The sequence below is a fragment of the Microcoleus sp. T3_D1 genome, from assembly GCF_036700405.1.
Classification (GTDB): Bacteria; Cyanobacteriota; Cyanobacteriia; order Cyanobacteriales; family Microcoleaceae; genus Microcoleus.
Map to the genome: position 1 here is coordinate 18,766 of NZ_JAUBOV010000002.1, position 26,970 is coordinate 45,735.

Consider the following 26,970-nt stretch of genomic DNA (forward strand, 5'->3'; position numbering starts at 1 on the left):
TCGCTCTTTTTTTGAAAAGGCATGAAAAGAGCGATCGCGAACGAATAAAAATTATATATTATTTTTAGCAAGACCTGAATTGGTAATTACAAAGATTATTTTTAGATTATAGCACGAGCGATCGAGCCAAGTAAATTTTACTATTGACACAGCGAGATCCTGTTTTTTGGTAAAGCCTGTAGGGGGGGAACGCCTGTGATATTTGACACCGATCGACAAATTATGTAAACCCGCCCCCACCCCACCCAGAAATTAACAATTAATTGTATTTAAGGGTGAGGCGAGGATGGTTGTTCGGGGTTATCGGTTGGGTGGGGGCGGGTTTATCAAGATTATTGGTGGGTGGCAAAATTGATCGGCAAACCCGCCCCTACAGATTTTATTCAATATTTTACCATCAATTGTATCCCACATTTTACCATCCATGTAGGGGCGGTTTTATCAAGATATTTGACAGCCACCGCTCAATATCCACTATCCCAGTTAGGTGGACAAAGAATAGGCTTGTTTAAACCCAAGAAAGCAATTCTAGGATCGGTTTCCACCCCTTCCTGGCAAGATCCTGCGCGTGGGGCTAATCCACCAATAAACGTATTACAAATACCACATTGAGTTTTTCCATCTACAGGTCCGTCTTCTGTCATTACTGGTCCCTGGATAGCACATCCTCCCCGATTCATTGTCATATTATTGTACTTTTCAACACCTGTTACTCGGCAGTTTCTCAACTGCTGCTGTGCAGTTTGTAGACTTCCATCACATTCAGGAGGAGGTTGAGTATTACGTTGCGGTGTCCCAACAACCGTAGCGGTATAGGGTAATTGTCTTCTGGTCATATCTCTAGCCAGATCGCTATTAATTTTCGCTACTATTTGCTCAATACTTCCCTTACAAGGAGCATTAAAAGTTCCTCCACTCACTTGACCGTTATGGGAGTATTTATACTGAGCCGTGTATACACAGCAGGTACATACGGTACAACCCTCAGTTATAACTCTGTCTGCATCTGGATTATAGTCAAACTTTTCACAGTTAAGTCCCAGCCTCCTAGACTTAAGCATATTTTCAAATGATGACTTAAGGCGCTCTCTCGCAATTTCTTGTAGGTTATCAAAATTTATTCCTTTAGTTATAAGCTGAGTAATTGTGTCCCAATTATCTTTGACTTTTTTGATGAGTTTCAAAATCTTGTACTCAGATGAATCTTTTACAGCCTTCTCAAGAGCGGCATCAAGAGCAAGGTCTGTAGCATCGCCTGTAGCAGCATCAAGAGTCTTGTTGGTAATATCTTCACCAGCTTGACAAATTTCCCTGACTAGAGGTCTAAGAATACGTTCAGCAGGTCCCCCCATTTCCCTGAGTTTTTCGTCAACATCCTTTAATACTGAGGGGTCATTCCCCAAACCTAAGTCGTTTGCATTAATCCTGGGATCGTTTTCCGCTACCAGAATTGTAGTATTAGCTATCAAGATTGCTGGTTCTTTGTTGGTTACGGGTAAAAGCTTCTTTTTCGTAGAGTTTGGGCTTAATAAATTACTAGCTAAAACAAGATTTTGTGAAGTAGAATTCCTGTTTGGGTCAAAACGCAATACACCTTTTTTTCCTGAAATGTCATAGCGTAGTTCTATAAAGGGGTTATCGTCCACAAAGGTAAATTTTACATCAGAGCCAGCCTCAATATCAATTTGTTTACCATCTGGTTGGAACTGGTAAGAGTATGAAACCCCGCCGCAGGTGTTGTTATCAGGAGCAATAATTTGGATTGATTCTTGAAATATCTGCTCCTTATTAATGACTCTGAAAATTTTATTGACACGACAACCTTCTCCAGTAACAAACTGCGTTTCAAGTCGATCTGGCGCAATTTTTCGGGTGCCTACGAGTGAAGAGTTATTTCTCCTAGTACCGGAACGGGGTGACTGTGAATTAACAGGAATAGAAGGATTTGGAGACTGAGGACGATTTGGTGCATTAGAATTATCAAAATCAGGACGCAGCGGCTGATTCGGTCCCGGATCTTGAGGAAACGGCGGCGCCTGCGGATTACTCCCAGGCCGCACACTCGGTGCATCATCAAACTCCCCCGGAGCTCGCTGCACCAACCAATCCGAAATATTCCTTTCTACAGCAGGCGGAGTCGCCGCCACCACCCGATCGGACCAATTAGCTAAATTCACCGTGCAAATAGTAGAATTAAAACTAAAAACCGTACAAAGTGCAGCCGATAAAGCCCGATTAACAATCGTACCAGGAGCCAGCAAAGCACTCATTAAAAAAGCAAAAAAACTGACAATACCCAGAGCCAAAATACGAATATGACGCATAATTCACCTCAACTTAATGATTAAATGATTACTGAACAATAGTGACTAGAGTTCCTACCTTTACCTGAGAAAATAATTCCTCTGCATCCTGGCTATACATCCGCAAACAGCCGTGAGAAATAGCCTGTCCCACTGTTTGTGGCTGGTTGGTGCTGTGAAAGCCATACCAAATTCGACCTTCAGCAGAAAATCCAATCCAGTAACTACCTAGCGGATTTGCCGGATCGCCGGCGGGGACAATTTGACCAGTCAATGGGTTCATCCAAATTGGGTCGCGAACCATCTGAACAACGCTAAAAGTTCCAATAGGTGTTTCCCATCCAGCTCTGCCGATACCTAGGGGGTATTTTTTAACCTCAACTGCACCCCGGTAAACTGTCACTTGGCGACGACTAAGACGGACTTCTAGGCGAGTTTCCTGATTAACTGGCGGTTGCAATTCAAGAGATAAGCGATCGCTCACTTGGGCCAACACAAGAGGTTGGTGGCTAACAATTAAACCTGTGGCTGCTGTCCACAAAACTACCCAACTTGAGAGTGACGTGAAAATCTTAAACATCTTGTACATAAGCACTACCAACCACCACAAACCAGTTGAGAATTAGGAGGAAGGCGAGGCCAAGGCGCTTGTCGCTCCATTGTGAAGGGAATTGTCACTTTACTGCGATCGGGCTTACCATCGGAGAAGGCAATCTGACCCTTGATTTTGAAACCGCGATCGCTAATATCACCTGTTAATTGTCCGTTGCCAAATTGCAAAGGGATGCTGCTAGTAATCTGCTCTCCCAAACGCTGTCCTTTACCTAAACCGCTGCTATTTTGATAAAAACTGGAAATTGTGAGATTATCTCCATCCTCAGTAATTTCTACCATCGCAGTATAAGGTTGTCCTCCACCAACAAATCCCGATTCAGGGTTGTATCCAAAATCTGTAGGTGAACTAAATTTCCACTTGCCAGTAACAGGACAAGTAACCCTTGCGTTAGATATCGAGGGCGATGGAACGTTTGAATTTCGATCGGGATTATCAAATTCAGGGCGGATAATATTAGGCCCTGGATCTTCAGGATACGGCGGTGCTTGTCCATTGCTAGCAACAGACAGCGTACTTGCGACGGCAACAAAACTAGCGATTCCTAAAGCAAAACAACGAACATGACGCATGATTTCTTTCAACTCCTTTCAAATTCGTCTCTGCCAATAAATTAAAATCGATTGTCTTGTAAGGGCGGGTTCACCAATAACCATCGAACATTACAGACAAGACAAATAAACCCGCCCCCACCCCGTGAAAGCGCGATCGCCCTCACGCCCTAAAACGGCAAAATTCTCCGAATTCCCCTCTGAATCACATCCTTAAATACCTCTTGAGCAAAATCTCCAAACCAACCCTGCGCTTCCCCAGGTTTTACCTCTTCCGCATCCGCATTTTCCGCAGGTTTCTCATCCACCTTCAAAGCAGATTTCTCCATCCCCACCTGCGACATCATCCCCACAAAAGTATTAATCGGAATCGCTGAATTAAACCCCGTTTTTACTTCTTCTTGCCTTCCCCCAGCCTCATTTTGCACTCGACCAACTGTATCTCCCTGTCCGTGAATTCCAATCACTCGGCCGCTAACATCAAATACTGGCCCACCACTCATTCCCCGCCGCGTCACTGCGTCGTAACGCATCGTATATCCTTGATCGTTACTCGATCGCACATTAGTAACTTGCCCATTCGTAAACTGATATTCCCGTTCTTGACTTCCCACACCCGCAGGCAAAGGATACCCCGAAATATAAACCCCTGAACCGATTTCGGCTTCATCCGAATTGCTAATTGGTGCAACTGAATATTCCTCGTCACTCTCAAACATCACAACTGCTAAATCAGGCCCGCTGTCATTATTCTGAAAACCCTTAACTTCCGTCACTTTATGCTCTTTCTTCTTAGAAGTAACAATCACGTACTCGGAATTAGGATTTATCACCACATGATTCGCCGTCAACACCGTGTAAATCTTGCCTTTCTTAGCAATGATTACCCCAGAACCGCCTTTATCACTAGCTAGGGTATTATTAATTTGTACTGTAGTAGGAACGGCAATTCGAGCTACTTCTCTAGCCGTTTTTGCCATTGCGGGCTGACCGATCGCAATTGTTGCTACCGCTACCGTTCCTGCTATAATTCCAGGAATGTAATTAGACCGATTAAAACCTAAATTCATAAACTAACTCCGTTGATAATCTGAAACTAAATATCTTGCACTTTCTCGCCGATCCGACAGGGATTGAAATCCCTGTCTCAAAGCATAAGTCCACTTAAGTGGACTAAATATCCCGCTTATTTCTGAGTTCGCGTAGGCGGACTTCGTTTTTGTAGAAGCGATTTCAATCGCCGAGTGACTGAAAAATTCAGTCCTCTTTAGAGGACTTTAGCTAAAAGCCCCGTGGATTTTAATCCCTGGCGGATAATGGGTAATTTGCCGATCGACTGTAAGACGAAATAAATCGCAAATAGGTACTAATTGGAATTCCCCAACTAGAATTAACCATTTGCTCTAACATTGTCCCTGACGGTTCTGTTCCATCTTCAAACGCATACACTCCAAAATCTGGATCGCGATTTTTTACCCGCCCATTAATGCCAATTAATAACCCCTGACTGTTAAAAATTGGCCCGCCGCTCATCCCGACAGCAATATCATTTGTGTAACCCAAACGATAGCCTTGAGCGAGGGATTTTGGCGGCAGCACTGATACAACGCCTTGAGTAAACCGAAAAGCTCGAATTCCTTGGTCGAATGTAGTAGTTGAACTACCTCCCCGATACATGGGAAATCCTGCGGCAAATACAGGTGCTCCTACTGTTAATAAATCAGTGCTAATTCTGGTTACTTGATACTGAATGGAACTGCGAAATTGGACGATCGCCAGATCCGCATTTCCCAACTGCAACGGCGCTCTCAAAAGCCGATACCTCTGGCCGTCGGGCGCAATAATGGTATGCTGCTGGCTGAAAGCCACAACGTGCCAACTCGTCAGCACCGTATAAACTTGCCCCTGTCGCCGGACGATCGCCCCGGAACCAGAAGAATTCGGTGTTAAAATTCGCACAGTCATCAACCTCGCCAACCGCTCAATATTGGCACTTTGACTGTCAGCAACCCCATAATTCGCCATCACCGGTTGAGCGGCGATTCTTATTGGAAAAAGACTCGCCGCGATCGCACAAATTGCCACGATGCGTAGCAAATTGCTCACCTTAAAGCTCCCGCATTCCACCACCAGTGGGCTGTTGAGGTGCCGGCTGATTGTTAGCCGGTGCTGGCTGATTGTTAGCCGGCGCAGGAGGCGCTACAGAGTTGCCGCCTTCGTCCCCTAACCGCGGGCGCGCGTCAATGTAAGGCATCGCATCGCTTTCAGACAGCGCAGGCGCACCCGCTTGCCCCTCGCGCAACCCCATGAATTGATACAATGTGCGAACCGCGTCTTGACCTGGTTTGAGTGTATAAATTAAGCCGTCGCAGCGTGAGTTGACTTGACTAGCGGTGCAAATCACTCGCTGTCCGTTCATGTAGCCAACTGTCACAAACTTTAGCTGTTTGTTCTGGCGGAAGGTTTCCAAGCGCCCGCTAACTTCGCGGCAGCGCGTCATGGGATCGTAGCCAGAGTCGCGGAAGTAGTCGGAAACCCAGTTAATCCAAACCTCCCGTACCCCTTGGCGGTTTTGGTAAACCGTCGATGGTGAACCGGAGGATGTGTCACACATAAAGCCTGACGCTGATTGGCTTTGGCTGGGTTTAGCGCTCAAAGCTAGGCTGCCGATCGCGATCGCCCCCGCTAAGACAGTTAGAAATTGTCGTTTAATCTCACTTTTCATCAACTTTACCTCACATTACAATTTGTTTCCTAAAACAACAGGCTGGGGGAAGTGGCAAAAAGATACAAAGTTCTTTGCCACTTCCCCCAGCCCCGCGAAACTCACATTCGTCACAGACTAGGCGCAGTGACTTGATATTCAGTAGTTTTTAAGGTCAAATGCTGTCGATATTCACAACCGTACAGCTACAATAGATACACTAATAGATACACTTGAGTTTTTTTCTCTATTGTTAATCATTATTGTAAATCCTTTTCAACAGCCTGTCAACGCCTCAATCAGAAATAAGTTTTTGGCTAGTAAAAGGTGGGGCGATCGCTATTTTTTTCACCGCACAGCGACGCGGATGGAAAAAGGGCGATCGCATTCTTGAGTAAAGTGCGATCGCTACAGCAACTCAGATTTATACTTGTTTTTGGAAGGCGCGTTAATATTGTGCCACTCGCCATTTAAACTTAATCTAGAGTAACAATCTCAAGGAACACAAAAAAATAATGCGTATTTTATTTGTATCCGCCGAAGCATCACCCCTCGCCAAAGTGGGCGGTATGGGCGATGTCGTCGGCGCTTTGCCGAAATTTCTGCGGCGCATGGGCCACGATGTCCGCATCTTCATGCCCTACTACGGTTTCGTCCCCGACAAAATGGACGTTCCCAAAAAACCTGTTTGGGATGGATCTGCCATGTTCCAAAGCTTCTCGGTGTTTGAAACTGTTTTGCCGGGAACCGATGTACCTTTATACTTATTACAACATCCATCTTTCTTACCGCGCCGCGTTTACGGCGGTGTAGATGAAGATTGGAGGTTCACTTTCTTTGCCAATGCTGCGGCTGAATTTGCCTGGAATCATTGGAAGCCCCAAATTATCCACTGTCACGACTGGCATACGGGGATGATACCTGTTTGGATGAGCCAAGATCCCGATATCAGCACGGTTTTTACTATTCACAATTTAGCTTATCAAGGGCCGTGGCGCTGGCGTTTGGAGCAGATGACTTGGTGTCCTTGGTATATGCAAGGTCACAATACAATGGCTGCCGCCGTACAGTTTGCCGATCGAGTAAATACAGTTTCACCGACTTACGCCGAGCAAATCAAAACCCCAGCTTATGGGGAAACTTTGGAAGGTTTGCTGTCTTATCTCGGCGGTAAAGTATCGGGCATTTTGAATGGAATTGATACAGAATCTTACAACCCAGCAACTGACAAGTACCTCCATCAACAATTTAGTGTTGATACTATTGAAAAGCGCCCCGCTAATAAAATTGCGCTGCAAGAAGAAGTCGGTTTGGAAGTAAATAAAAATGCCTTTTTGATCGGCATGGTGACAAGGCTGGTAGAACAGAAGGGATTGGATTTGATAATTCAAATGCTCGATCTGTTCATGGCCTATACCGACGCTCAATTTATTGTACTCGGAACGGGCGATCGCTACTACGAAACCCAACTCTGGCAAATGACAGCCCGCTATCCCGGTAGGATGTCCACCCAACTACTTTACAACGAGGCCCTCTCCCGGCGCGTTTACGCAGGCTGCGACAGCTTCCTGATGCCCAGCCGTTTCGAGCCCTGCGGCATCAGCCAAATGCTCGCCCTCCGCTACGGGTGCGTGCCAATGGTTCGCCGCACCGGCGGTTTAGTCGATACCGTTTCCCACAACAACCCGATCGACAATACCGGTACCGGTTACTGTTTCGATCGCTACGAACCCCTCGACTTGTTCACCTGCATGATCAGAACTTGGGAAGGTTTCCGCTACAAAGATAAGTGGAGAGAACTGCAACAGCGCGGCATGAGAGAAGATTTTAGCTGGGATATTTCGGCCCGGAAATACGTCAACTTGTACAGCGATATTTTGGGACTGCCGCCCGAAGAAACCACACCGGCACCAGAGGCAGAATTGATCGTTGGTAAGGGTTAATCGGTAATCGGTAAGTTGACTGTTGACAGTTGACTGTTGACAGTTGACTGTTGACAGTTGGCTGTTAGCTGTTGTTTTTTGTTAGTTTTTTGTTCCAATGCCCTATGCCCTATGCCCTATGCCCAATTCCCGATTAATCAACAAATAAATCGAGAGGTAAATGACCGTAAGTGCCACTAACTCCACCTTCTGAGGAAGATTGACACGACACCAAAACGCCCCGGTAAGTTCCGGGATAGCCATCAACATAATACGACCCCTTCAAAGTATTGAACTTAATATAAACCGAACCAGCAAAGGTCGAGACAGCATTGGGATCTAAAACAGCTTGATATCCCAAAGCTTTTAAATAAGCTTCTAAAGCTAAAAACCCCTCATCCGTCGAAGAAGCGCACACTCCCAACATTTGATAATCCGACAAACTTGCTACCAGCAAAATCGCTTGACGGAGTGCCTGTTTTTCCAGCGGCGATGCTACAGATTGCATATCCAGACAAGTAAAATCTTTGAGGATTTGCTGTGCTTCTTCAACAGTTAGGGTAGTCTGGTTTTGAGTAGACATGAATTGCTCTGATATTTCCCAAAATTACGATCGACACTGGGGTACTCGTCAACGAATTTCTGCCCTTGCAACCCTCGATCGACGGCGGTAACACTTGCACAAGTCCTGATTATAGCCCATTGTGTGCTCTGGCAATCAATTCGGGCGATCGTCTTCGAGGGCTTCGCCAACGCCCGTATCGCACAAAAAAGCTAGTAGTTTTTAGCGATGTTTTCAAGTTTAGATCAGTCCGCCTTTTTTCAGTTTTGCTAGCGCATCTTCAGCCGCATTTTTCTCAGCATCTTTTTTGCTTTTGCCTTTACCTTCTCCATAGAGTTTCTCTGCAACATAAACTTTAGCGAGAAATTCCGGCTTGTGGGGTGTGCCTCCTGCTTGGACTGTCACGTATTTGGGGGGAGTCGTGTCACCATTGGCTTGTACCCATTCTTGAAAGCGATTTTTCGAGTCTACAGTCGATCGAGTTTCCACAACATTTTCGGGAACAGAATCAAACATTTGTTGCACAAAGCTGCGAACTTTGTCCATGTCTTGCGTGTCGAGATAGTAAGCGCCAATAAATGCTTCAAAAGTGCTACTGAGCAAATTTGGATTAGTAATCCCACCTTCTCGATAAGCTCCTTTTCCGAGCCGCATTTTTAAGTCTAAACCTATTTCAGTAGCAAATCTGGCTAATTGTTTTTCATCTACTAATGCAGAACGCCGGCGAGTCAGTTGGTCTTCTCCCATTTCTGGATGACGCTGATAGAGATATTCGCCGCTGAGAAAAGTCAGCAAAGCATCGCCGAGAAATTCTAAGCGTTCGTTGTCTTCTTCGCGGAATGTGGGGTTTTCGTTGACGTAGGAACGATGGGTTAGTGCTTGGCGCAGCAGTTTTTCATTGTTGAATTCGGGAAGGGTCATTTGTATTTCTTTTGTTGGGTTAGTTAATGGCATGGGAGTTGTGTAAGGGTTATTCTTTTTGGATTTGGGTGTTATTATCTGGACATGAAATAGCCGCAAATAGCGGTAGGTTTGGAGAATCTAGTTTATCAAATAAACTGGATTTTTGCTATCTGCGGCGGAGGTGAATTTTAACAGATATTTGGCGGTTATGCTATTAGTCAGTTAGTCCGTTAGTCCGCCAGTCCGCCAGGGGTTAAAACCCCTGGCTCATAGCTAAAGTCCTCTTAAGAGGACTGAAGATTGTGTTTTTTAACTGTCAGTCAGTCGGTTTTAACCGACTTTAGCTATTAGACAGGGAATTCATTCCCTGGCGGACTGTGCAACTTTACTTTATGCAGATAATCTGTCTGCTTCAATTGATAACTTTTTTTGCTTTTCAAGTTGCGGTTTCAATCCTGCCCACAAACTCGACAATTCGTCTACATCATGAAAGTTATCCTCACCAACCAGGTTAATCAGTTTTTGGCTGGCACTTTTGCGCCGTGCAAAAACGATGACTGTTATACCCAAAGCCTTCAAAACGGTGATTAAACCTGCAAAGTCCCGATCTCCTAAGACTAGGATAATTATGTCCGGAGAAGGCTTAATTGCCACTCGTTTGATACAGTCAAACACCAATTGTTTGTCTGCGCTGTTTTTGCCAGAAGGGACATCAACGCCTTCAAAACCAAGCTTTTCTCGCCAAATATTGTCGGTAAATTGATTTTTTTTGTGCGAATTGTAGTAATTTTTAGGCGGTTCTAAACGCCCTTTTGATTTGGCAAAAGCAACTAATGATTCAGCTTGCTTTTGGTTTAAGTAGACGTTTTGAGAATCCCAAAACATGGCAACTCGCTGAGACGGGCTGTTTTTTTTGCCTGTGGTTCGATGATTGTCCGTCATTTGATTATGTCCTACAAAGAGGTTGACTGGACAGCCTCGACATATCGCGCATCTAGGATTAATGGAACGTTGTCTGTGGGTTTGCTCAAAAATGAACATCTCGGCACAGGACAATTTGTTACCACAAAACACTGTAATTTTGTGGGATTTGATTAGCGTCTTAGCTACAGGACTTACTGAACTGGAACGAGCTTAGTAGCACCCCGTTGAAAAGAAATTGAACTCAATAATGTTTTGATTTTCTCAAGCTTGTATCAACTTGTTAAAACGACATTAGACGTACTTTCTCCTCAACGGGGCGCTAGAAACTTGCCCCAGTTCTATAGCCATCCTAAATGAGTTGTGGGATGGGCCGGAGAGCCCGTCTAGGCTAGAAGCCTGAACCACGTTCATAAATGACTTAGGATTGCTATATAATCCCTGTCGCTAAGACGACTCAATCAACATTCCTTGATTTTGAATGCGAGATTTTGTTTTAGCTGTGCTTTTAGGCTAGCGTTCTAATTATTGGATGTCAAGTATTAACTCAAAATAATTTTTTTACATCCTTATACATCTCACCAAGGTTTTGGCCTAGCTGACACCGATCGACCGTCCCCACATAAAAAACCTTCTTCCTCTCGCCCGCGAACCCCTCTGGCCGTGTGCCCATCCCGCTGATCTCCGGCATTTGAACAGTAATTGTAAAAATATGTTGCAAACTTGGTACTGCTGTGTTAAGTTTAGTTACATAAGGTTGAAATTAAACGAGGTTTCTGGTCATGGAAAACAAAGACGCAAAGTTGGGCTTCACTGAGTTCGCTGAAACCTGGAACGGCCGTTTGGCAATGTTAGGCTTCGTTATCGGCTTAGCTACCGAATTCCTCACCGGTCAAGGCATTCTCTCTCAAATCGGTTTGATGTAATCAGCTTAACTGCATACAATAGCTGAAATTCAGTCGGGCGATCGACCCCATCACAAGTGCACTCATCCCCCCGCTAAGAAGTCCCCTTCACTTCACGCGGAAGGGGATGAGTGCATTTTTTATCAAAAAATCCCACAGAGGGCACAAACAAAAATCTTTTTCAGTCTCAATATTTATCGCGAGACTAACTCCAGCAAACTAAGCAATTTCTACAGAATCAAAAATCCTCAATTTAGGAGTCAAAGTAGCAACCTTCACCAAACCGTCGCGTTTGTGATTCCGCACGCTGTTACGTAAAATCATCTCCGACAGATCGGGCATTTCCTGCCAGCAGTGCGAGCAGAACCAATAAAGGCGATTGTGGCGAGCGTGGCGGAGCAATTGAGAGGAGCAACAAGGGCAACTATTCATGATATTTTAAACCTTTTTTGAAGATATGGAGCGATAACCCAATCATTAGAGAGATTCACGACTGCCTGCACATCTCAATTCCAGGCACCAAAATAAAAAATCTCTTTCACTCACAGCTTTGAGCGTCGCGCAAGTAGCACTTTTGGAGGCCCAAGAGTAACATCACAATCAAAAGCTGAACGCTCCAAGGAGCCCAAGAGAAACCCCAAATAAAACAACCCAGCCCGGCCCAAGCCACAAGAACAAAAATATCTTGAGAGGTTTGCCAGTAAACCCAGACTGCTGCCAGAGAAACTATTAGTAGCAAAATGTAAGCTGAGGGCATAATCGTCATCTCCCAATGTGTCTGTCAACAGTCAGGAGCGATCCCTGACGTTCTGCTTAAACATAAAACTAAAACCTGAAGAACTTATGAAGACGAGTGAGTTGTCACAAAAAGTAAAATACTCCTGCCAGCTTATATTTGTCCGAGAAATCCACAGGAATATTCAGTTCATGGCTGAGGTCGAATCCGGTTAAATGGACCCACTACCAATAGGGAATTAGGCATCATCTATTTGTGTCAATTTCACCTCAAAGATCGGCAGGGTTGAAACGCCTAAACGCCTGCCGGACTGCGGTTTTTAGTCTTAAGCTGACAGGACGAAAGGCACGGCGCCTAAGCTCCTACATATATCCTGTCCGATCGACCGGATTTTATCTAAGGAACCAGACCAAAGAAACCAAGTTTTTTTAACTCTCTTTGCCTGCAAAACTACTGCTTAAAAAGCTGCACAATTCAAGGCGGGCGATCGATCTATTCTTGCTCCCAGCCCAAAGCCTCAGCGACCTGAGCCGCCAAAAACATCGGTTCAAAAGGCTTAGCAATCACGCTCACCACCCCCAAATCCGCGAACATCCGCCTGTCCCCAGCCAGAGCCTTAGCTGTCAATAAAATTACCGGAATGTGCTGCGTAGCCTTATTAGCTTGTAACTGTATAAAAGTAGTAGGCCCGTCTTGGTCGGGCATCATCACGTCCAATAGAATCGCATCAGGCTGTTCAGCAAGAGCCTTAGCAACGCCCTCGCGACCCGAACTCGCTGTCAGGACTTCCCAGCCGCCCACGAGTTCAAGACTGACTTGAGCTACTTCCCGAATATCTTCCGCATCGTCAATAACCAAGATGCGCTTGGCAGTCAAAATTAACATTTTTTTAGCAAGGAGAACTAATTACAGATTAGAGGCGAAATGTGAATATTTTATAAAGCAAATAATCTTACCCGATCGGACTTTACAGTAAATTTTCAACTAGACAGCAGGAGTCCCGCGCTCTACCGATCAAGGTGAGCGTCGGGAGGAATGCGCGTGAGTGAAGAGATCCACCCCTGACCAAAACCGACAATCTTTAGATGTTGGAAGGGAAGGGGTGGTCGAAGAACGAACAGATTCCTGATCCTGCCCCTTGTTTTTACTATCTTCACGAGATACAATAATACCAAAGTTCGTGAAAATAATGTCCCAAGTAATCACCGCCAAGCTAAAACTAAAACTGACTGCCGAGCAAAAAGCTTTGGTGTCTCAGACTGCTTTAGCCTACCGAGATGCCTTGAATTACACTTCACAAGTTGCTTTTGATGCAGGCAAAACCAGCAATGGTGCTAAGTTACAGAAAGCGGTCTACAACGAATTGCGGGTTCGATTTGGGCTGGGAGCGCAAATGGCTTGCAATGTACCCAGACAAGTGTCTGGAACCTATAAGACTCTGTGGACTAAGGTAAAACAATCTAACGATGCTATTGCTAAAGGCTACACTAAGAGACGGTATAAAGGGCTAGACAAAGCCCCCAAATATATATCTCGAACTTGTACCCTAAATTATCAACGTGACTACTCTTTTAAAGCCGAGAGGCAAGTGAGTATCATCACTCTCCAAGGTCGAATAGTGGTCTCGTATGATGGTTACAATAAGCATTTAGATTTAATTGCTAATGGTGCAAGGATTGGAGCGGCTAAAATTGTCTATCAGCGTTCCTCCAAGATATACTATCTGATGGTAAGTATCGAAGTAGAAACGCATAAGATTGACCCACTGAAAATAACTAGAGTCTCTGGTGTTGACGTGGGTATGCGCTACTTAGCGGTGGAAATAGACTTGCAAAATAAGGCTAAATTCTACTCAGGGAAGAATGCTAGACATAAAGCTAACCGCTACCATAAAGCACGGATGACTCTTCAGCGTAAAGACACTCGTTCAGCGAAGCGAAGACTAATCGCTTTGTCTGGGAAAGAAAGACGGTTTATCGCTGATGTAAACCACCAGATCAGTAAGGATATTGCCAAACCTAACACCCTAATTGGACTAGAAAACCTCACCGGAATACGGGACAGGACTAGGACGAAATCGGGCAAGAAGGCAAGCAAAAAGAGACGTAGAGCTAATCGAAATAAAGCTAAATGGTCTTATGCCGAATTGCACGGGTATATCGACTACAAAGCCAATCTAAATAATTCGTTAGCAACTAAAGTTCCGGCTCATTACACATCGAAAAGTTGTCCTAAATGTGGACATACTTCGGATGCTAATAGACAAAACAAAGGGCTATTATTCCGTTGCGAATGTTGTAGTCATGAGCTTCATGCAGATCTTGTTGGTGCGCGAAATATTGCAATGAGAGCGTTGCTAGTTCGGCAAGACTGGATGAGCACTCTTGAGCTTGTCAGCATCCCCTGATGTATCGAGCGGTGAAACCAAAGCCCAAATCCTGCAAAGGTTTTCGGAATTGCGGTGGAGTTCAGATACAAGCCCACATCATAGCGGTATCCCGCTTGATGCTGGGTAGTTGACAACTGTATAGCAGATGTTGAAGGAAGAAGGAACAAGGAAGACCGAACTTGCCATCGAGCGCCAGGGTTTTAACTAAGAACATCCTAACCGTCTGGCGCGGTGGCTGTAAAATATCCCACCCAAAAAAAGCCGCTTTTCGACCTCAAATTGTGCCTTTTGCCCCCAGTCCCCAAACTGCAGAAAAGGCTGAGATTGTTTGTCGATGAGTCGATCGAACAATCTGCACAAAATCAGTAACGTTGGGTACGCCTGGGTAGAAATTAACTTTCATTTGCCAGCCCCTCCCTCAGAAGTGGCAGACTTAAGAAAAAAGTGCTGCCCTCCCCCACAACGCTCTCCACCCACATCCGCCCCCCGTGCTGCTGCACGATACTGCGACAAATAGCCAGCCCCAAACCAGTACCTCCCTTCTGGCGAGAATCAGAAGCATCAACTTGTTGAAAGCGTTCAAAGACCATCTCCAGTTTGTCTGAGGGAATACCCCGCCCTTGGTCTTTCACAGCAATGACGATGTACCACGAGCTCGGAACTGGCAAATGCGGAGGCGCGGCGGCAGGCTCAGGAGACAACAAAGACGGAGACGACACCGACTTGGGCGCTGCTTTTTCTGCCAAATCCGGATTGTGGGTCAACTCCCCGCTCAGCCAAACCGTAGCGCCGGAGGGAGAAAATTTAATAGCATTACTGAGTAAATTTGTCAAGGCTTGAATTAGCCGATCGGGAACAGCTTGCAATTGCGCCCCCACAGGCTTCACCGACAGAGTAACTCCCGCCGGCTTCGCCATTCCCTGCATCTCGTCAGCCGCCTGCAACATCAGGTCAGCCACATTGCAAGTTTGTTTGATGGCAGTGCTGTAACTCGACTCCATCCGCTCTAAATCTAGGATGTCGTTGACCAAGCGCACCAAACGGTCAGTGTTAGTGACAGCAATCTCCAGCATCCGCTTAGCTTTCTGGGGGTAAGCGTCCAGCAGGCCGCTGTTGAGGAGGCCGAGGGCGCCGTGAATCGAGGTCATGGGCGTCCGCAGTTCGTGGCTGACAACAGAGATGAATTCATCTTTCATGCGCTCGACGGCAAGCTGCTCCGTGATATCCTTAAAAGTCACCACAGCTCCAATAATTTCGCCTTGTTCTCGCATCGGAGCGACAACGTACTCAACCGGAAAACTGCTGCCGTCTCGCCGCCAAAAAATCTCATCGGTGACGCGCCGCGCCTCTCCGTCTTCCAAGGTGGCTAAAATTTGAGAACTTACCCGGTTCGGCAGCAGTTTGCCCGCCTGCGGTGCGGCGCAGTGTGGGACAAGTTCAGAGCCTGAATTGATGTCTGTTGCAGGCGACAGTTGCTCGATCGCCCTTGAGCATTCTTGCTGTGCACGGTGTAAACTTTCATAGAGTGGTCGATCGATCAATTGCTTCGATTCGCACCCAGCCATTCTCACCGCCGCAGGATTGACAAAAGTTACTTTTCCCTGTTTGTTCAACCCGCAAATTCCTTCTCCTGCGGAGAACAAAATCATTTCTGTTTGGTGGCGGAGTTGTTCAAAGGCTTTTTCGACTCGCTTGCTGTCGCTGATGTCGCGAGAGATTGTCGAAACGCCCGTTACCGCTCCAGTCGCGTCTTTAATCGGAGAAATCGTCAGGGAGACATCTATCTGTTGGCCATCTTTCCGCAAGTGCACGGTTTCGTAATGGTCGATGGTGGCTCCAGCTCTAATATTTTCCAATATTTGAGGCATTTCCTTGGGGCGTTCGGGTATTGCTAAAATCTCGATCGACTGCCCCTTGATTTCCGCCGCGCAGTAGCCGTAAATCTTCTGGGCTCCTGCGTTCCAGCTCTGAATTGTCCCGGTGAGGGTTTTGCCGACGATGCCGTCGTCGGAAGACTCGACAATAGACGCCAAGCGCACGAGTTCGTCTCTAGTTTGCTTGTATTCCGTGATGTCGCGGCCCAAAATCACGATACTTTTGCGTCTGCCGTCGGGGTGAAATACGGGTACTTTAATCACGTCGTAGATTTTCACAGTACCGTCCGATCGGGGAATCATTTCTTCCCCCCTAGAAAGCTTACCTTTTTCCCACGCTTCTCGATCGCTGAGCTCGCAAGCCTGTAGCGCCTCGCGGTAAAAAATGCTGAGTTCTCCTAGCTGAAAATCTTTCAGGCCGCGGTAGTCTATTTTTTCTAGCTCGAACACTTCCAATATCGCTTGATTTGCCTCCTGCCACCTGCCATCGCCATCTTTGAAGCAGACAATATCTGGCATGGCATTCATCAGCGAGTCGAGATAGGAGTTTTCTCGCGCTGCAGCTTCTACCTCGGCCCGCTTGGCGATTTCCCGTTGCAGGTTTTCGTTTGCCGTTTGCAGCGAGTCCTTTAACAAACTTTCTGTAAAAGTCTGTTCTTTAATTATTTCCTGAAGTCTGTGGAGTTCTAGCGACTGCCGCCTGCGCGCCAACAAATTCTCTACCCGCAAGTGCAGTTGGACGGGTTCGGCGGGAGTTACTATCAAATCGTCTATTCTGCCTTCGAGTTGTTTTGCCTGCAGCGAAAATGGCGGCTCAAAAACAGCAGGCGTTTGGGATTTACTAACAAGCAAAAACGGTAAAAATATCGGCTCGGCGGCAGCTTTTAATGATTCTACCAGCGGCCCGATGCGCTCGAAAGAGGCCTCGTCGAGAATGCACAAGTCAAAAGCGATTTGGGGAATGGGAAATTCCGAGTTGGGTTCTAAAGCGCGATCGAGTACAATCACCTCATGCTCGGTCTTGAGGTGGGCGATCGGCAAATTAAGTTGTTGGTGGCGATCGACCAAGAGTAAAATGCGGCTCATTAGTGTGTTAATTTCCCCATGACTAATGATATGATGAGCGGTAAATTAACTCTTATAATAAAGTTTTTATTCATGACTTTAGTCCTCTTTTTTCTGAGGACTGAAGCCCTCATTACAAACATATTCTATCGCGCCAGATCGACCGGATGCGATCGGGATGATAAAGGTATTAGGCAGCCAGAGTTGAAGCCGCAATTCAATAAAATTGGATAATTATTGAATTGTTGGTTCGTTAAAAAAATGAGTTTTGACTAATGACTGTTGAATGACTGTTGGCGGGGGCGGGTTTAGATTTATTTGGGTTAGCAGTTCTATGAAAGCTGGTGAAACCCGCCCCTACAGCCTAATGACTAATGACTAATGACTAATGACTAATGACTAATCACTTTTTACGGCATTCCGATCGGAATCAAAGAATCGAACGGCATACAGCTAGAGTAACGACTCCCATCCGATAAAACCGCAATCAGCCTCACCTGCCAGTCGGGCATAATTTGCAAATCCGCCCAGGGTACTGCTACCTCCAAACATTTATCCACTCCCACTTGAGCGCGGCTAATGCGGGGCTGCCACCGATCGCCCTCTTCTGCTTCCTGAAACCAAATCGATTTCGTCAGCAAATTAATCTCTAACTGATGGTGGTATCGATAGTTTAGGGGTGCTTCGTCAGGCAAACCCGACAGCGGAATCAGACTGTTGTGCATCGTGCGATCGGGATAAAACCAGAACAAATTTAACTGCTGCGGGCAATCAATTCCCGGCCGCACCCCTACCTTGAAGTCGGCACGAATGTAAAAATTCAAGTGGTCAACCCCGTACCAAAGCCGCTGAATTGCCGAACTCCGGTGCATCGTACCCCTTGCTCCCCCAACTTCAATCCGACCGGCTTTGTCCCAATCCTGTTCGTTGCCGATACCGTCAATCACCGGGTGAATAAAGCTCAGCGGCAGGTGGTCGCCTTGAACCTCATGCACCTCTACTTGCCGGCGCACTTCCGGGGGTACGGGCTCGCCGAGAGCTTCGTAAATTCCCGCTACGTGTTCCCGAAATAGCTGGTCGAACATGGCATCTTGGTTCGATGTGTGGCCTTCGCCAAACCACCAGAACCAGTCGGAACCTTCGGCCGCATAAAGCGCTTCCCAAGCTTCTGGGTTGCTTTCTTCTGTGGCCTCTGGATGGTTTGCCAGCATTTGTCTCGCGGGCCCTAACAAGTCCCAAGCGCGATTTTTCGCGGGATCGCCAATCCAAGTTGTCAGAGAACCGTCCACCCAGGAACCGGTGTGCAGTTGGGCTGCGGGAATTGTTTCGGTTGCTGGGAATTGGTCGAGAAATTCCGAGACTGTGACTAATTTGATATCTGGATTATCGCTGAGAGTTTGATAGAGGGATTCTAAAAACGGTTTGCCGTCTTGGGGATAGAATTCCCAGCAATTTTCGCCGTCTAGGGCGATCGTCACTAACCAGGGATTTTCTAAAGCTGTTTGGCCATCGGACTGTCGGTTTTTGAGAGTTCTGCCGATCGCTTCTAAGTGTCCCACTAAATCTGATGCTGCTTTTTCCGGTTCCATCGAACCGTAGGTAAACCCGATCAAGTCGGACAATCTGTGGTCTCTAAATACTATGGCTAAATCGCCGTCAGGAGTTTCTAAACGGTAAGGGCGATATAACAATTCTGGTTCGTAGACATTCCCTGTCGCGTCGCGGTTGAAAAAGTGTTTAATTGTCCACCCCAATACTGCTTCGTCCGAGACTATCCATTTAAAGCCTTGTTTGGCAATGTATGGCAAAATTTCCGGGCTGACTGCTTGTTCCGACGGCCACAAACCGCGCGGTTGGCAATCAAACCGATCTTGATACATTTCCCAGGATTTTCTCAGGTGTCGGGGAATATCTTCTTCCCACTGAAACCGGTGTTGTGGCAGCGTCATGTTTGGAATAGCTATGCGGCCGCCGTTGGTGTCGGCAAGCAGCGGTAAAATCGGGTGCGTGTAGGGGGTTGTGGAGACTTCCAACTGTCCCTGGGCTTGCATTTTACGGTGCTGGGGAATGATGCGAGCGAGGATTTCTTTTTGTTTTGAGTAGATGTTTTTTCGGTCTACCAAACTAAAATTTTGTCCTTGTTTGAGCCACCCTGCAATCTCGGGGTCGTCCCAAAACAGCGGGTCAATCCAAGCTAAATTGTGCCAAGCCAGCAAGTCGCTAAAATCCTGCAATTTCCAGTTTGCCAAACACCACTGAATGCCTTTTTCCTGCCGCTGAGTGTAGAGTTGAGCGTAGCGGGGGTGTGGCTGAATCAGGGTGTGGTAATTGGCGTCAAAGAAGTGTTCTAAAATGAACTCTTGTTCTTCGATATTTAAAGTTTCTGCTGGCTTTAATGTCACCGCCAAGTAAGGGTCTAATGCTCTGTCTGCGATGCAGTCTTCTATCTGCAAAATCAAGGAGGGAACCAAGTTTACGGTTTGATGCAGGTTGGGATATTTTGCCAGGAGGAGCACTAAATCCAAATAGTCTTTGACTCCGTGCAAGCGCACCCAAGGCAGTCGGTAATGAGCTGCTCCTGCGCTAGCTGATACTCTGGATTTATAGAGCGGTTGGTGTTGGTGCCAAATGAAGGCTACATAAAGGGGGTGAGACATTGAATTTAGTAATTGGTAATTGGTAATTGAATTTGGTAATTGGTAATTGGTAATTGGTAAGTGGTAATTGGTAATTAAATTTGGTAATTGGTAATTGGTAATTGGCAATTAAATTCGGTAATTGGTAACAGCCAACAGTCAACCGTCAACAGTCAACTGTCAACCGTCAACCGTCAACTGCCAACTGCCAATTGCCAACTGACTAATTACATTACCTGTTCGACTTCGGCAATTTCTGGGATAGCCTCGCGCAGGCGACGTTCAATGCCCATTCTCAGAGTCATTGTGGAACTCGGGCAAGAGCCACAAGCTCCTTGGAGTCTCAGGTGTACCACTGGCCCGTCAATTTCTACGAGTTCGACGTTGCCACCGTCGGATATCAGGTAGGGACGCATTTCATCGAGAACTGTTTCGACGTTATCTCTGGTTAGTGCTAGTGTCATATTTCGCCTCTGTGATGATTTCTTGCAGTTGATGAAAGTTCGATTTGACTCAGGGACAGCATTCTCAACCCGCGCGAGATTTAAGAAACCGGGCTTGTTGAAAAAAGACTTGCGTACTCAAATGAGCTGGCTGCTGCAAACCCGGTTTCTGTCACCGACAAACGAGCGAGAAGCCCCTGAATTTAGGCATGGGGAGGACAGCGGCAGCGACGACCGTCGCATTAAAATCCCCTTTCGGGGTTGGAGAGGTATGGTTGCCTCTCTAGTGAGGTATGGTTGCCTCAAACTCCCTTGCGGGGTAATGTTAGCTTCGCCAATGTTTTAAGAGCTTGTTAGGCTAGCAGCACGTCCTTAACCCTTGTACAGATGTTTAACCACTAGCGACAGAGCGGAAAACTAGCTTCGCATTCTCCGGTGTCGTGACTCAAAAAACGTAGTCAGTAAAGACTTAGGCTGGTAAGGTAAGCTCTCGATTCAATCCCGCTCAAAGAGCCGGACAGTCTTAAAAGCCTCCGCCTTTAGGCGTGGGGTTCCTTACGCTGATGCTCGATCCCAATTCGCTCTCTCGTTCGATCGTAGCGTTACTTGCCGCCAAATCAAGTTGATTCTGATACGTTAATCAAAAAAACCCGTTTTATTTAAGAAATTGGGTTTTCGATCGCGCTACACTACTGCTGGTTCTAGCAGTTTGACATTGGAGTAGTTGAACTCGGTTGTTGTCAGTTGACCTTTTTCTTTCGATCGAACTACTTGCTTGGTCATGACATAATAGTCGCCTATCTTGTCAAAGGTATCTTCAAATTCGAGTTCTTTGATGATTTCGTCTGTTTGGGGGTTGCGGAAAACGGCATCGTAGTGGCTGGCCAAAGAACCTTCGGGTGTCTCTAAGCTTTTGTGCGTGTCAATTACGAAAGCCATGCGGCCCATCACCCGGCTGACTTGACAAATTGAGAGACCTCGGATTTTATAATTCGATCCCATTGAGTCGCCTTGCACCAAGATGTCCACAGCGTCGGTGCTATCCTTCTCGCCCAGGGTAAAGCTATTTTTGCCGTGAGATTTTTCAAATGTCGATCGTTTGCGGTGGGTGACAATATCGCGCATTTGGGTGTAGACGCTTTGCTGCACTTCCTCATCTTCAATGCCGCTAACTTCCACGCTCATGTCGGATTTGATGGAAACATGACCCGTATATACTTCGTCGCCCTGTTTAAGTTCAATATCGGCACTGTAACCGGGAAAATTGGCATCCCAGGTATAGCGGTGTTCGTAAGCAGCGCGAAACAAATCGCGAGCGTTGGCTTGCTCTGTCATAAATCCCTCTTTCTCTTGACACCCATCTAGTTTAGCTTAACCGCGAGAAGCCCCACATTCACTGGATAGGGGAGTTACCCGCACTCAGAAGCGAGCACTTCTTGGGGGTGCGGCTGGGCTGGCTATTAGGGCGCAACAAGAATTTACCGCAAAAGTGGGTCTAAAGCCCCGTCCTTCTAGGACGGCTTTAATTTCTACAATTTGTAAATAATTGTTAAATAGGTAGATTTTGTGGGTAAAAGTTGCAGTAAAAATAATGATAAACTATTCCCATGATAGTATTAGAGTTTAAGTTGAAAGGCAAAGCGGAGCAATATCGGATCATGGACGAAATGATTCGGACGGCTCAATTTGTCCGAAACAAAACTCTTAGACATTGGATAGACAATCAAGGAATTAAGCTGGTAGACCTATACAAACAGTGTGCCATTATGGCGAAAGAGTTTGAAGGGGCGGGCAAGCTTAACTCGACGGCACGTCAAGCTTCGGCGGAGCGTGCCATTTTTGCTATAGGGCGTTTTTTTGCTAATTGCAAAGCAAAGAAACCAGGGAAAAAGGGATTCCCGCAGTTCAAAAAACACACTCATTCCGTTGAGTACAAACAATCGGGTTGGTCACTTTCTGCCGACAAAAGATGTTTAACATTTAAAGACGGCTTCGCTGCTGGGAAGTTCAAGTTGGTTGGTAGTCGGGATTTGTATTTTTACGCGCCAAACGAGATTAAACGAATTAGAGTCGTGCGTCGTGCCGACGGATACTACGCTCAATTTTGTATCAATGTGGAACGGAAAGAGGAAGCTATTTCCACTGGTAAAGCCATTGGAATAGATGTCGGATTAAACCATTTTTATACTGATAGCGATGGCGAAACAGTTCCTAATCCTCGGGATCTCCGCAAAAGCGAAAAAGCTCTGAAGAGATCGCAGAAGCGAGTTTCTCGGAAAAAGAAAGGTTCTAAAAATCGAAAAAAAGCGCTCAACAAGTTAGGAACAAAACACCTGAAGGTCAGTCTACAGCGTAAAGACTTCGCCATTAAGACGGCGCCCGGCGCGGTGAAATCTAACGATTTTGTAGCCTACGAAGACCTTCAGGTGCGGAACATGGTTAAGAACCATAAACTGGCTAAATCAATTAGCGATGCTGCGTGGTCACAGTTTGCTCAATGGTTGGAATACTTTGGAAAAGTGTACGGCAAAACAGTTATTGCTGTTGCTCCTCAGTACACATCTCAGGAATGTTCAAACTGTGGCAACCTGGTTAAAAAAACTCTGTCAACTCGAACCCATATTTGTGGTTGTGGTGTGGTGTTAGATCGCGACCATAATGCTGGAAAAAATATTTTGGCAAAGGGATTGAAGCAGGCAGGAATCAATTTAAATACGGTGGGGCACACCGAAATTTACGCTGGGGGACAGACCGATCTCTACTCGCTGATGGTAGCCAAACAGAGATAAGTTCGACTGGATGATCCAAGAATCCCTGCGCCTTTAGGCAAGGGAGTGTCAATTTCTCTATCGGTTGCTATGATTTGAAGATAAAGTCCCAAAATGCCTGGTTATTGAGAGCGCGATGGGTCGCAAGCCAGACACCAGTCTTAGTTATGGGTTATGTTGAAAAAACTTGTGTCCGCTTTTTAGGGGTTGCACCCGCAGGCAACTATTAGATTCCCCCCTTAATAAAATGCTAGAAACTGTCTACCAACACTTAAAAATATTGCAGGAACAAGCTAAGGAATTGCCACCGTCGCAACAGGTAATTTTAACAAAAACTTTGGAAAATCTTTCAAATTCTTTACAGGAAATGGCAGGCAGCCGCTTGTTTGAAAGCGCGACAAATAACGCGGCAAAGCTGGTTGAAATTGAAAAAAATAATCGCCTATTGGAACGCACTGTAGCCCAGCAAGTAGGGCAAATCAGACAGCTACGGGAGCAGGTGGAAAAACAAATCAGCCACCATCGCAGGGACACTCAAGCATTAACTAAAAGTGAAGCAAAACTGCAAGCTATGCTGCGTAATTCTCCCGATTTAATTAGCATTGTCGGCTCCGACGGGCGAGTTCGATACCACAGCGCAGCTCTACAGCGGCTTTTGGGTTATAACCCAGAAGAAAGAATTGGCAAATTTCACGGCGAGTTAATCCATCCAGACGATTTGCTGGCTTGGCAGACGTATTTTGGTAAGTTGTTAGAATCTCCCGGAATTGGGGGGGCAATCGAATATCGGAAACGCCATGCTGACGGTTCTTGGATCTACATGGAGTCGGTAGGTAACAGTTTGCTTTACGATTCTAGCGTGCAGGGAATTATAATTAATTCGCGGGAAATAGGGGAACGAAAGCAAGCCGAAATCGCAGTCCGAGAGTCGGAACTCCACTACAGAGTTATGTCGCAAATTACTTCGGATTTTGCCTATTCTTTTAAGGGACTGCCCGACGGCAAGTTCGCCTGCGAGTGGGCGACAGAAGCTTTTGAGCGCTGCACTGGGATCGTTCCTGAAGAATTAGAATCGTTTGGTTGGTGGAACTCGGAACTCGTTCATCCCGACGACAGGGAAATGTTAATTAAACAATTAGAAGGCTGTACTTTGAGCCGCACTGGAGCTAATGAGTATCGCATTATTAATCAAAAAGGCGAGGTGCGCTGGGTGCGGGACTACTGGCAAGTGGTGTGGGACAAAACTGCTGAACGGGTTGTCCGTTTGTGGGGCGCTTGTCAAGAAATTACCCATGGCAAGCAAGTAGAATTGAAACTGCAACTCGTTAACCAAGTTTTGCAAGCCCAGATAGCATCGGCGCCGCTGGCGATTAACTGTACCAGCAATGACGGCAATACCGTTGTTTGGAACCGCGCCGCCGAACAACTTTTTGGCTGGGCTGCGGCTGAGGTTTTAGGGAAACCTTTACCGAATATTCCTGAAGGCCAAAAGCAAGATTTTTACGCGCTGCTAAAGTCTGCGTCTAATGGCAAACCGCAAAACGGTTTGGAAATATCTTTGTTGAAAAAAGACGGTAGTTCGATCGATGTTTGGGTTTGGGCCGCACCTGTGCGAGATGCGGGCGGCCAAACTGTCGGCAGTATCAACATATTTTCCGATCTTTCAGAACGCAAGCGCATAGAGGAAGAGCGCCAAAAACTAGCAGCGATGAAAGATATGGAGGAACCTTTTTGGGCGCGCTATGTCAGCCCTCCAAAAACTCCGAAAAAAAAGGGCGGTGGGTAATTCTATCAAGCACAAGTTAAAAGCATTAAAAGTGCGAAACTGCAATCTTATGCTGGCAATATCCTTTCCGGTAAAATAACCTATTTGATGGGAGTCGTTTGAGCGAACATAATATGATAAATACACCGGGCTACTACGTGTGGTAGTTGCTATGCTGTACTGTGTAAAACTATAATTACCTAAAAAAAATTGATGAACTAGCTACCGAAGTTAGTGAGGGAATCTATCGATAAAGTGTCAGCTTTTTCAGGGGTAAAACTTGTGGGTACGGTCACTATTATACTTGTTAAATACGCCAATCGAAGGTTTACTGATGCCCAGATTTTTCCTGGTTCCTGAAATTGGCTAACTCTGCGTGAGTTTGGCAAGCTTCACTTAACTCAATGTAATCTAAGATATTAGAAATTACCTTAGAAAGGTGGATAGCCGAACGGTGAGCTTCTTGGATAAAATCTCTCTCCTCTATCGGATCGTCAGCTTGATCGTCTATGGTTAGTTGTAGATAACCGATGATGTGATTTAGCGGAGTGCGGAGCTCGTGGGACGCTTTCAACAAAAATTGCTTTTTGAGCTGGGATAGTCCTTGTACTCGCTTGCTGCGCTCTTGGTAGAGGGTGGCGAGGGCGATCGCGCTTCCTACTTGATCGGCAAGTTCTTGTGCGAAATCGATCTGGGATTTAGTCCAAGGTCGATCGGTCTTACCCTTCCGCGACGATCGACCTTTGCACTGATGCAAGCTAATTATGCCGTTAGCTTGCTCTTGATAAGCGGTAGCCACCACTAGCAGCGACTGTGGCCCTAAAGGGTCATTGGCTGCAAAGGACTCTACTACCACCGGTTCGAGGGTGGCTAAAGCTTGAATGAAATGAGGTGCTGCTGTGAGCGAGATTTCCATTCCCAGCATGGGTAAAAATGGTTCTTGGCAGTATTCAGCAGCTACTTTGACTTGCAGGCTAGAACTTTCATAGGGACAAATGATGCAGCGGCTGACGCCTAGTGTTTCTCCCAGACTGTTAACTGTTTGCTGCCAGATGCTATCGAGATCCAAGGTTCGACGAATCTTTCTGCCAATTTGGAGTAAAAGTTTTTGCGATTGAGCTGATATTTGCTGATTCATAGCAACCCTTTTTCTAATAGACTGGCAAAAGTTTACCATTCCGCCAACAGAGCAGGAATTTACTGAATTTGCCAGCCTGCCGCTGCCCGGCTTAGGGATTACGTAATTCTACTTAAATCTTCCCACACCCCGTCAAACATTACTAAGTAGTTTCGGTGTCTTTACAAGATCTTTATGATTTTCACAGAGAACTGAGAGCGTCCAGTATGCTTAATAATCCTTTACAGTAGGGGGTTGGGAAGCTTAATCAGTCGTATAAGCTGGCATTAAGTTTTTGTAAAGCTGGCGGTGTGCGCGGGTTTACTCGGAGGTGTGAGATCCCAGCGGACAAATAAAGATGAGCTTTGTTATCCGTACCCCCCGGATTTGAGTTATGCGAATTCTGGGTGGGGATTGGAAGTGGCAGGGACGATCGCTCTCAGTTGCAAGCTCCCAAGGAGGGAGATTGGCGATGGATAAAAGTTAAAATTGATACAGGGGCGATCGAACTGTGTTTGTAGGATAATTACCAATTATTGATGACTTTTATTCACGCAACGGAACTCACGAATACAGGAATATAGCAATTTTTAAGTGAGTAAGGTACAGTTTGGTAATTGGTAATTGGTAATATCAATTCCGGCTGCGCCGGAATGATATCAAATCCGTCCTTCATCGTCGGGCGTAAAGTCTAATCAAGATGCCCACAAATAATTCGCGCAATTTTCATTTTTTTGACCCCTCCTTCTACAATCAACAGTCAACAGTCAACAGTCAACAGTCAACAGTCAAC

The 26,970-nt window shown here is 46.1% G+C and carries 24 protein-coding genes; 7 read left to right on the forward strand and 17 right to left on the reverse strand.

From position 1 onward, the window contains the following. Positions 1-464: 464 nt before the first annotated feature. From QT992_RS01855 to QT992_RS01880, 6 genes are all read right to left on the reverse strand, one after another. Positions 465-2,324 carry a hypothetical protein gene (locus QT992_RS01855; protein ID WP_333313165.1) on the reverse strand — a complete coding sequence of 620 codons (1,860 nt, stop codon included), beginning with the start codon at positions 2,322-2,324 and terminating at the stop codon, positions 465-467. A gap of 28 nt (positions 2,325-2,352) precedes the next feature. Next, positions 2,353-2,892 (reverse strand): L,D-transpeptidase, encoded by a 540-nt coding sequence (locus QT992_RS01860; protein ID WP_333313167.1) that lies wholly within the window; start codon positions 2,890-2,892, stop codon positions 2,353-2,355. A gap of 5 nt (positions 2,893-2,897) precedes the next feature. Then, entirely contained in the window at positions 2,898-3,488 is a 591-nt protein-coding gene (locus QT992_RS01865; RefSeq protein WP_333313169.1) for a hypothetical protein, read from the reverse strand. Between the two features lie 149 nt (positions 3,489-3,637). Continuing rightward, positions 3,638-4,537, reverse strand: coding sequence for a serine protease (locus QT992_RS01870; protein ID WP_333335400.1), 900 nt, complete (start codon positions 4,535-4,537; stop codon positions 3,638-3,640). Positions 4,538-4,766: 229 nt separating this feature from the next. Further along, the gene (locus QT992_RS01875; RefSeq protein ID WP_223300831.1) at positions 4,767-5,573 is read right to left on the reverse strand and encodes a S1 family peptidase; all 807 of its coding nucleotides are present in this window, start codon (positions 5,571-5,573) and stop codon (positions 4,767-4,769) included. A 1-nt stretch (position 5,574) separates the two neighbouring features. Further along, a complete protein-coding gene (locus QT992_RS01880) occupies positions 5,575-6,192 on the reverse strand; it encodes a COP23 domain-containing protein (RefSeq protein WP_015176452.1) in 618 nt (205 codons plus the stop codon). A 229-nt stretch (positions 6,193-6,421) separates the two neighbouring features. Between QT992_RS01880 and QT992_RS01885 the strand changes: the two genes are divergently transcribed. Both QT992_RS01885 and glgA read left to right on the forward strand, forming a co-directional pair. Further along, the gene (locus QT992_RS01885; RefSeq protein WP_333155340.1) at positions 6,422-6,565 is read left to right on the forward strand and encodes a hypothetical protein; all 144 of its coding nucleotides are present in this window, start codon (positions 6,422-6,424) and stop codon (positions 6,563-6,565) included. 121 nt (positions 6,566-6,686) lie between these two features. Next, entirely contained in the window at positions 6,687-8,114 is a 1,428-nt protein-coding gene (gene glgA / locus QT992_RS01890) for a glycogen synthase GlgA (RefSeq protein WP_333335395.1), read from the forward strand. 133 nt (positions 8,115-8,247) lie between these two features. Here glgA and QT992_RS01895 read toward each other — a convergent pair whose 3' ends face one another. From QT992_RS01895 to QT992_RS01905, 3 genes are all read right to left on the reverse strand, one after another. Further along, positions 8,248-8,676 (reverse strand): DUF1824 family protein, encoded by a 429-nt coding sequence (locus QT992_RS01895; protein ID WP_333313174.1) that lies wholly within the window; start codon positions 8,674-8,676, stop codon positions 8,248-8,250. A gap of 219 nt (positions 8,677-8,895) precedes the next feature. Beyond that, complete coding sequence (gene rnc / locus QT992_RS01900; protein WP_333335392.1) at positions 8,896-9,576, reverse strand: ribonuclease III; 681 nt, start codon at positions 9,574-9,576, stop codon at positions 8,896-8,898. Positions 9,577-9,948: 372 nt separating this feature from the next. Then, on the reverse strand, positions 9,949-10,500 hold the full coding sequence (locus tag QT992_RS01905) for an NYN domain-containing protein (RefSeq protein ID WP_333335389.1): 552 nt from the start codon (positions 10,498-10,500) through the stop codon (positions 9,949-9,951). Between the two features lie 761 nt (positions 10,501-11,261). Here QT992_RS01905 and QT992_RS01910 point away from each other — a divergent pair. Further along, positions 11,262-11,405: a chlorophyll a/b-binding protein gene (locus QT992_RS01910; RefSeq protein ID WP_006632525.1), complete on the forward strand. Its 144-nt coding sequence runs from the start codon at positions 11,262-11,264 to the stop codon at positions 11,403-11,405. Positions 11,406-11,603: 198 nt separating this feature from the next. On the opposite strand, the gene QT992_RS01915 is transcribed toward QT992_RS01910, so the two are convergent. The 3 genes from QT992_RS01915 to QT992_RS01925 form a co-directional block, all read right to left on the reverse strand. After that, positions 11,604-11,816 carry a hypothetical protein gene (locus QT992_RS01915; protein ID WP_333313178.1) on the reverse strand — a complete coding sequence of 71 codons (213 nt, stop codon included), beginning with the start codon at positions 11,814-11,816 and terminating at the stop codon, positions 11,604-11,606. Between the two features lie 106 nt (positions 11,817-11,922). Beyond that, complete coding sequence (locus QT992_RS01920; RefSeq protein ID WP_333313180.1) at positions 11,923-12,141, reverse strand: hypothetical protein; 219 nt, start codon at positions 12,139-12,141, stop codon at positions 11,923-11,925. 471 nt (positions 12,142-12,612) lie between these two features. Next, positions 12,613-13,005, reverse strand: coding sequence for a response regulator (locus tag QT992_RS01925; RefSeq protein ID WP_333104178.1), 393 nt, complete (start codon positions 13,003-13,005; stop codon positions 12,613-12,615). A 304-nt stretch (positions 13,006-13,309) separates the two neighbouring features. On the opposite strand from QT992_RS01925, the gene QT992_RS01930 reads away from it, so the two are divergent. Next, positions 13,310-14,527, forward strand: coding sequence for a transposase (locus QT992_RS01930; protein WP_333335385.1), 1,218 nt, complete (start codon positions 13,310-13,312; stop codon positions 14,525-14,527). 374 nt (positions 14,528-14,901) lie between these two features. On the opposite strand, the gene QT992_RS01935 is transcribed toward QT992_RS01930, so the two are convergent. The 4 genes from QT992_RS01935 to QT992_RS01950 form a co-directional block, all read right to left on the reverse strand. Beyond that, on the reverse strand, positions 14,902-17,469 hold the full coding sequence (locus QT992_RS01935) for a PAS domain S-box protein (RefSeq protein WP_333376420.1): 2,568 nt from the start codon (positions 17,467-17,469) through the stop codon (positions 14,902-14,904). A gap of 389 nt (positions 17,470-17,858) precedes the next feature. Continuing rightward, positions 17,859-20,105, reverse strand: coding sequence for a glycoside hydrolase (locus QT992_RS01940; RefSeq protein ID WP_333376422.1), 2,247 nt, complete (start codon positions 20,103-20,105; stop codon positions 17,859-17,861). Between the two features lie 206 nt (positions 20,106-20,311). After that, entirely contained in the window at positions 20,312-20,548 is a 237-nt protein-coding gene (locus QT992_RS01945) for a NifU family protein (protein WP_006632519.1), read from the reverse strand. Positions 20,549-21,211: 663 nt separating this feature from the next. Next, the gene (locus QT992_RS01950) at positions 21,212-21,862 is read right to left on the reverse strand and encodes a DUF3386 domain-containing protein (protein WP_333313187.1); all 651 of its coding nucleotides are present in this window, start codon (positions 21,860-21,862) and stop codon (positions 21,212-21,214) included. Positions 21,863-22,134: 272 nt separating this feature from the next. Here QT992_RS01950 and QT992_RS01955 point away from each other — a divergent pair, with 272 nt between their 5' ends. Then, positions 22,135-23,316 carry a transposase gene (locus tag QT992_RS01955; protein WP_333313189.1) on the forward strand — a complete coding sequence of 394 codons (1,182 nt, stop codon included), beginning with the start codon at positions 22,135-22,137 and terminating at the stop codon, positions 23,314-23,316. A 226-nt stretch (positions 23,317-23,542) separates the two neighbouring features. Further along, positions 23,543-25,081 carry a PAS domain S-box protein gene (locus tag QT992_RS01960; RefSeq protein ID WP_333376424.1) on the forward strand — a complete coding sequence of 513 codons (1,539 nt, stop codon included), beginning with the start codon at positions 23,543-23,545 and terminating at the stop codon, positions 25,079-25,081. Positions 25,082-25,388: 307 nt separating this feature from the next. Here the strand turns inward: QT992_RS01960 and QT992_RS01965 are convergent, their stop codons facing one another. Further along, positions 25,389-26,198, reverse strand: a complete 810-nt coding sequence (locus tag QT992_RS01965) for a GAF domain-containing protein (protein ID WP_333313193.1) — start codon at positions 26,196-26,198, stop codon at positions 25,389-25,391. A gap of 344 nt (positions 26,199-26,542) precedes the next feature. Between QT992_RS01965 and QT992_RS01970 the strand changes: the two genes are divergently transcribed. After that, positions 26,543-26,698: a hypothetical protein gene (locus QT992_RS01970; protein ID WP_333313195.1), complete on the forward strand. Its 156-nt coding sequence runs from the start codon at positions 26,543-26,545 to the stop codon at positions 26,696-26,698. Positions 26,699-26,970 lie beyond the last annotated feature (272 nt).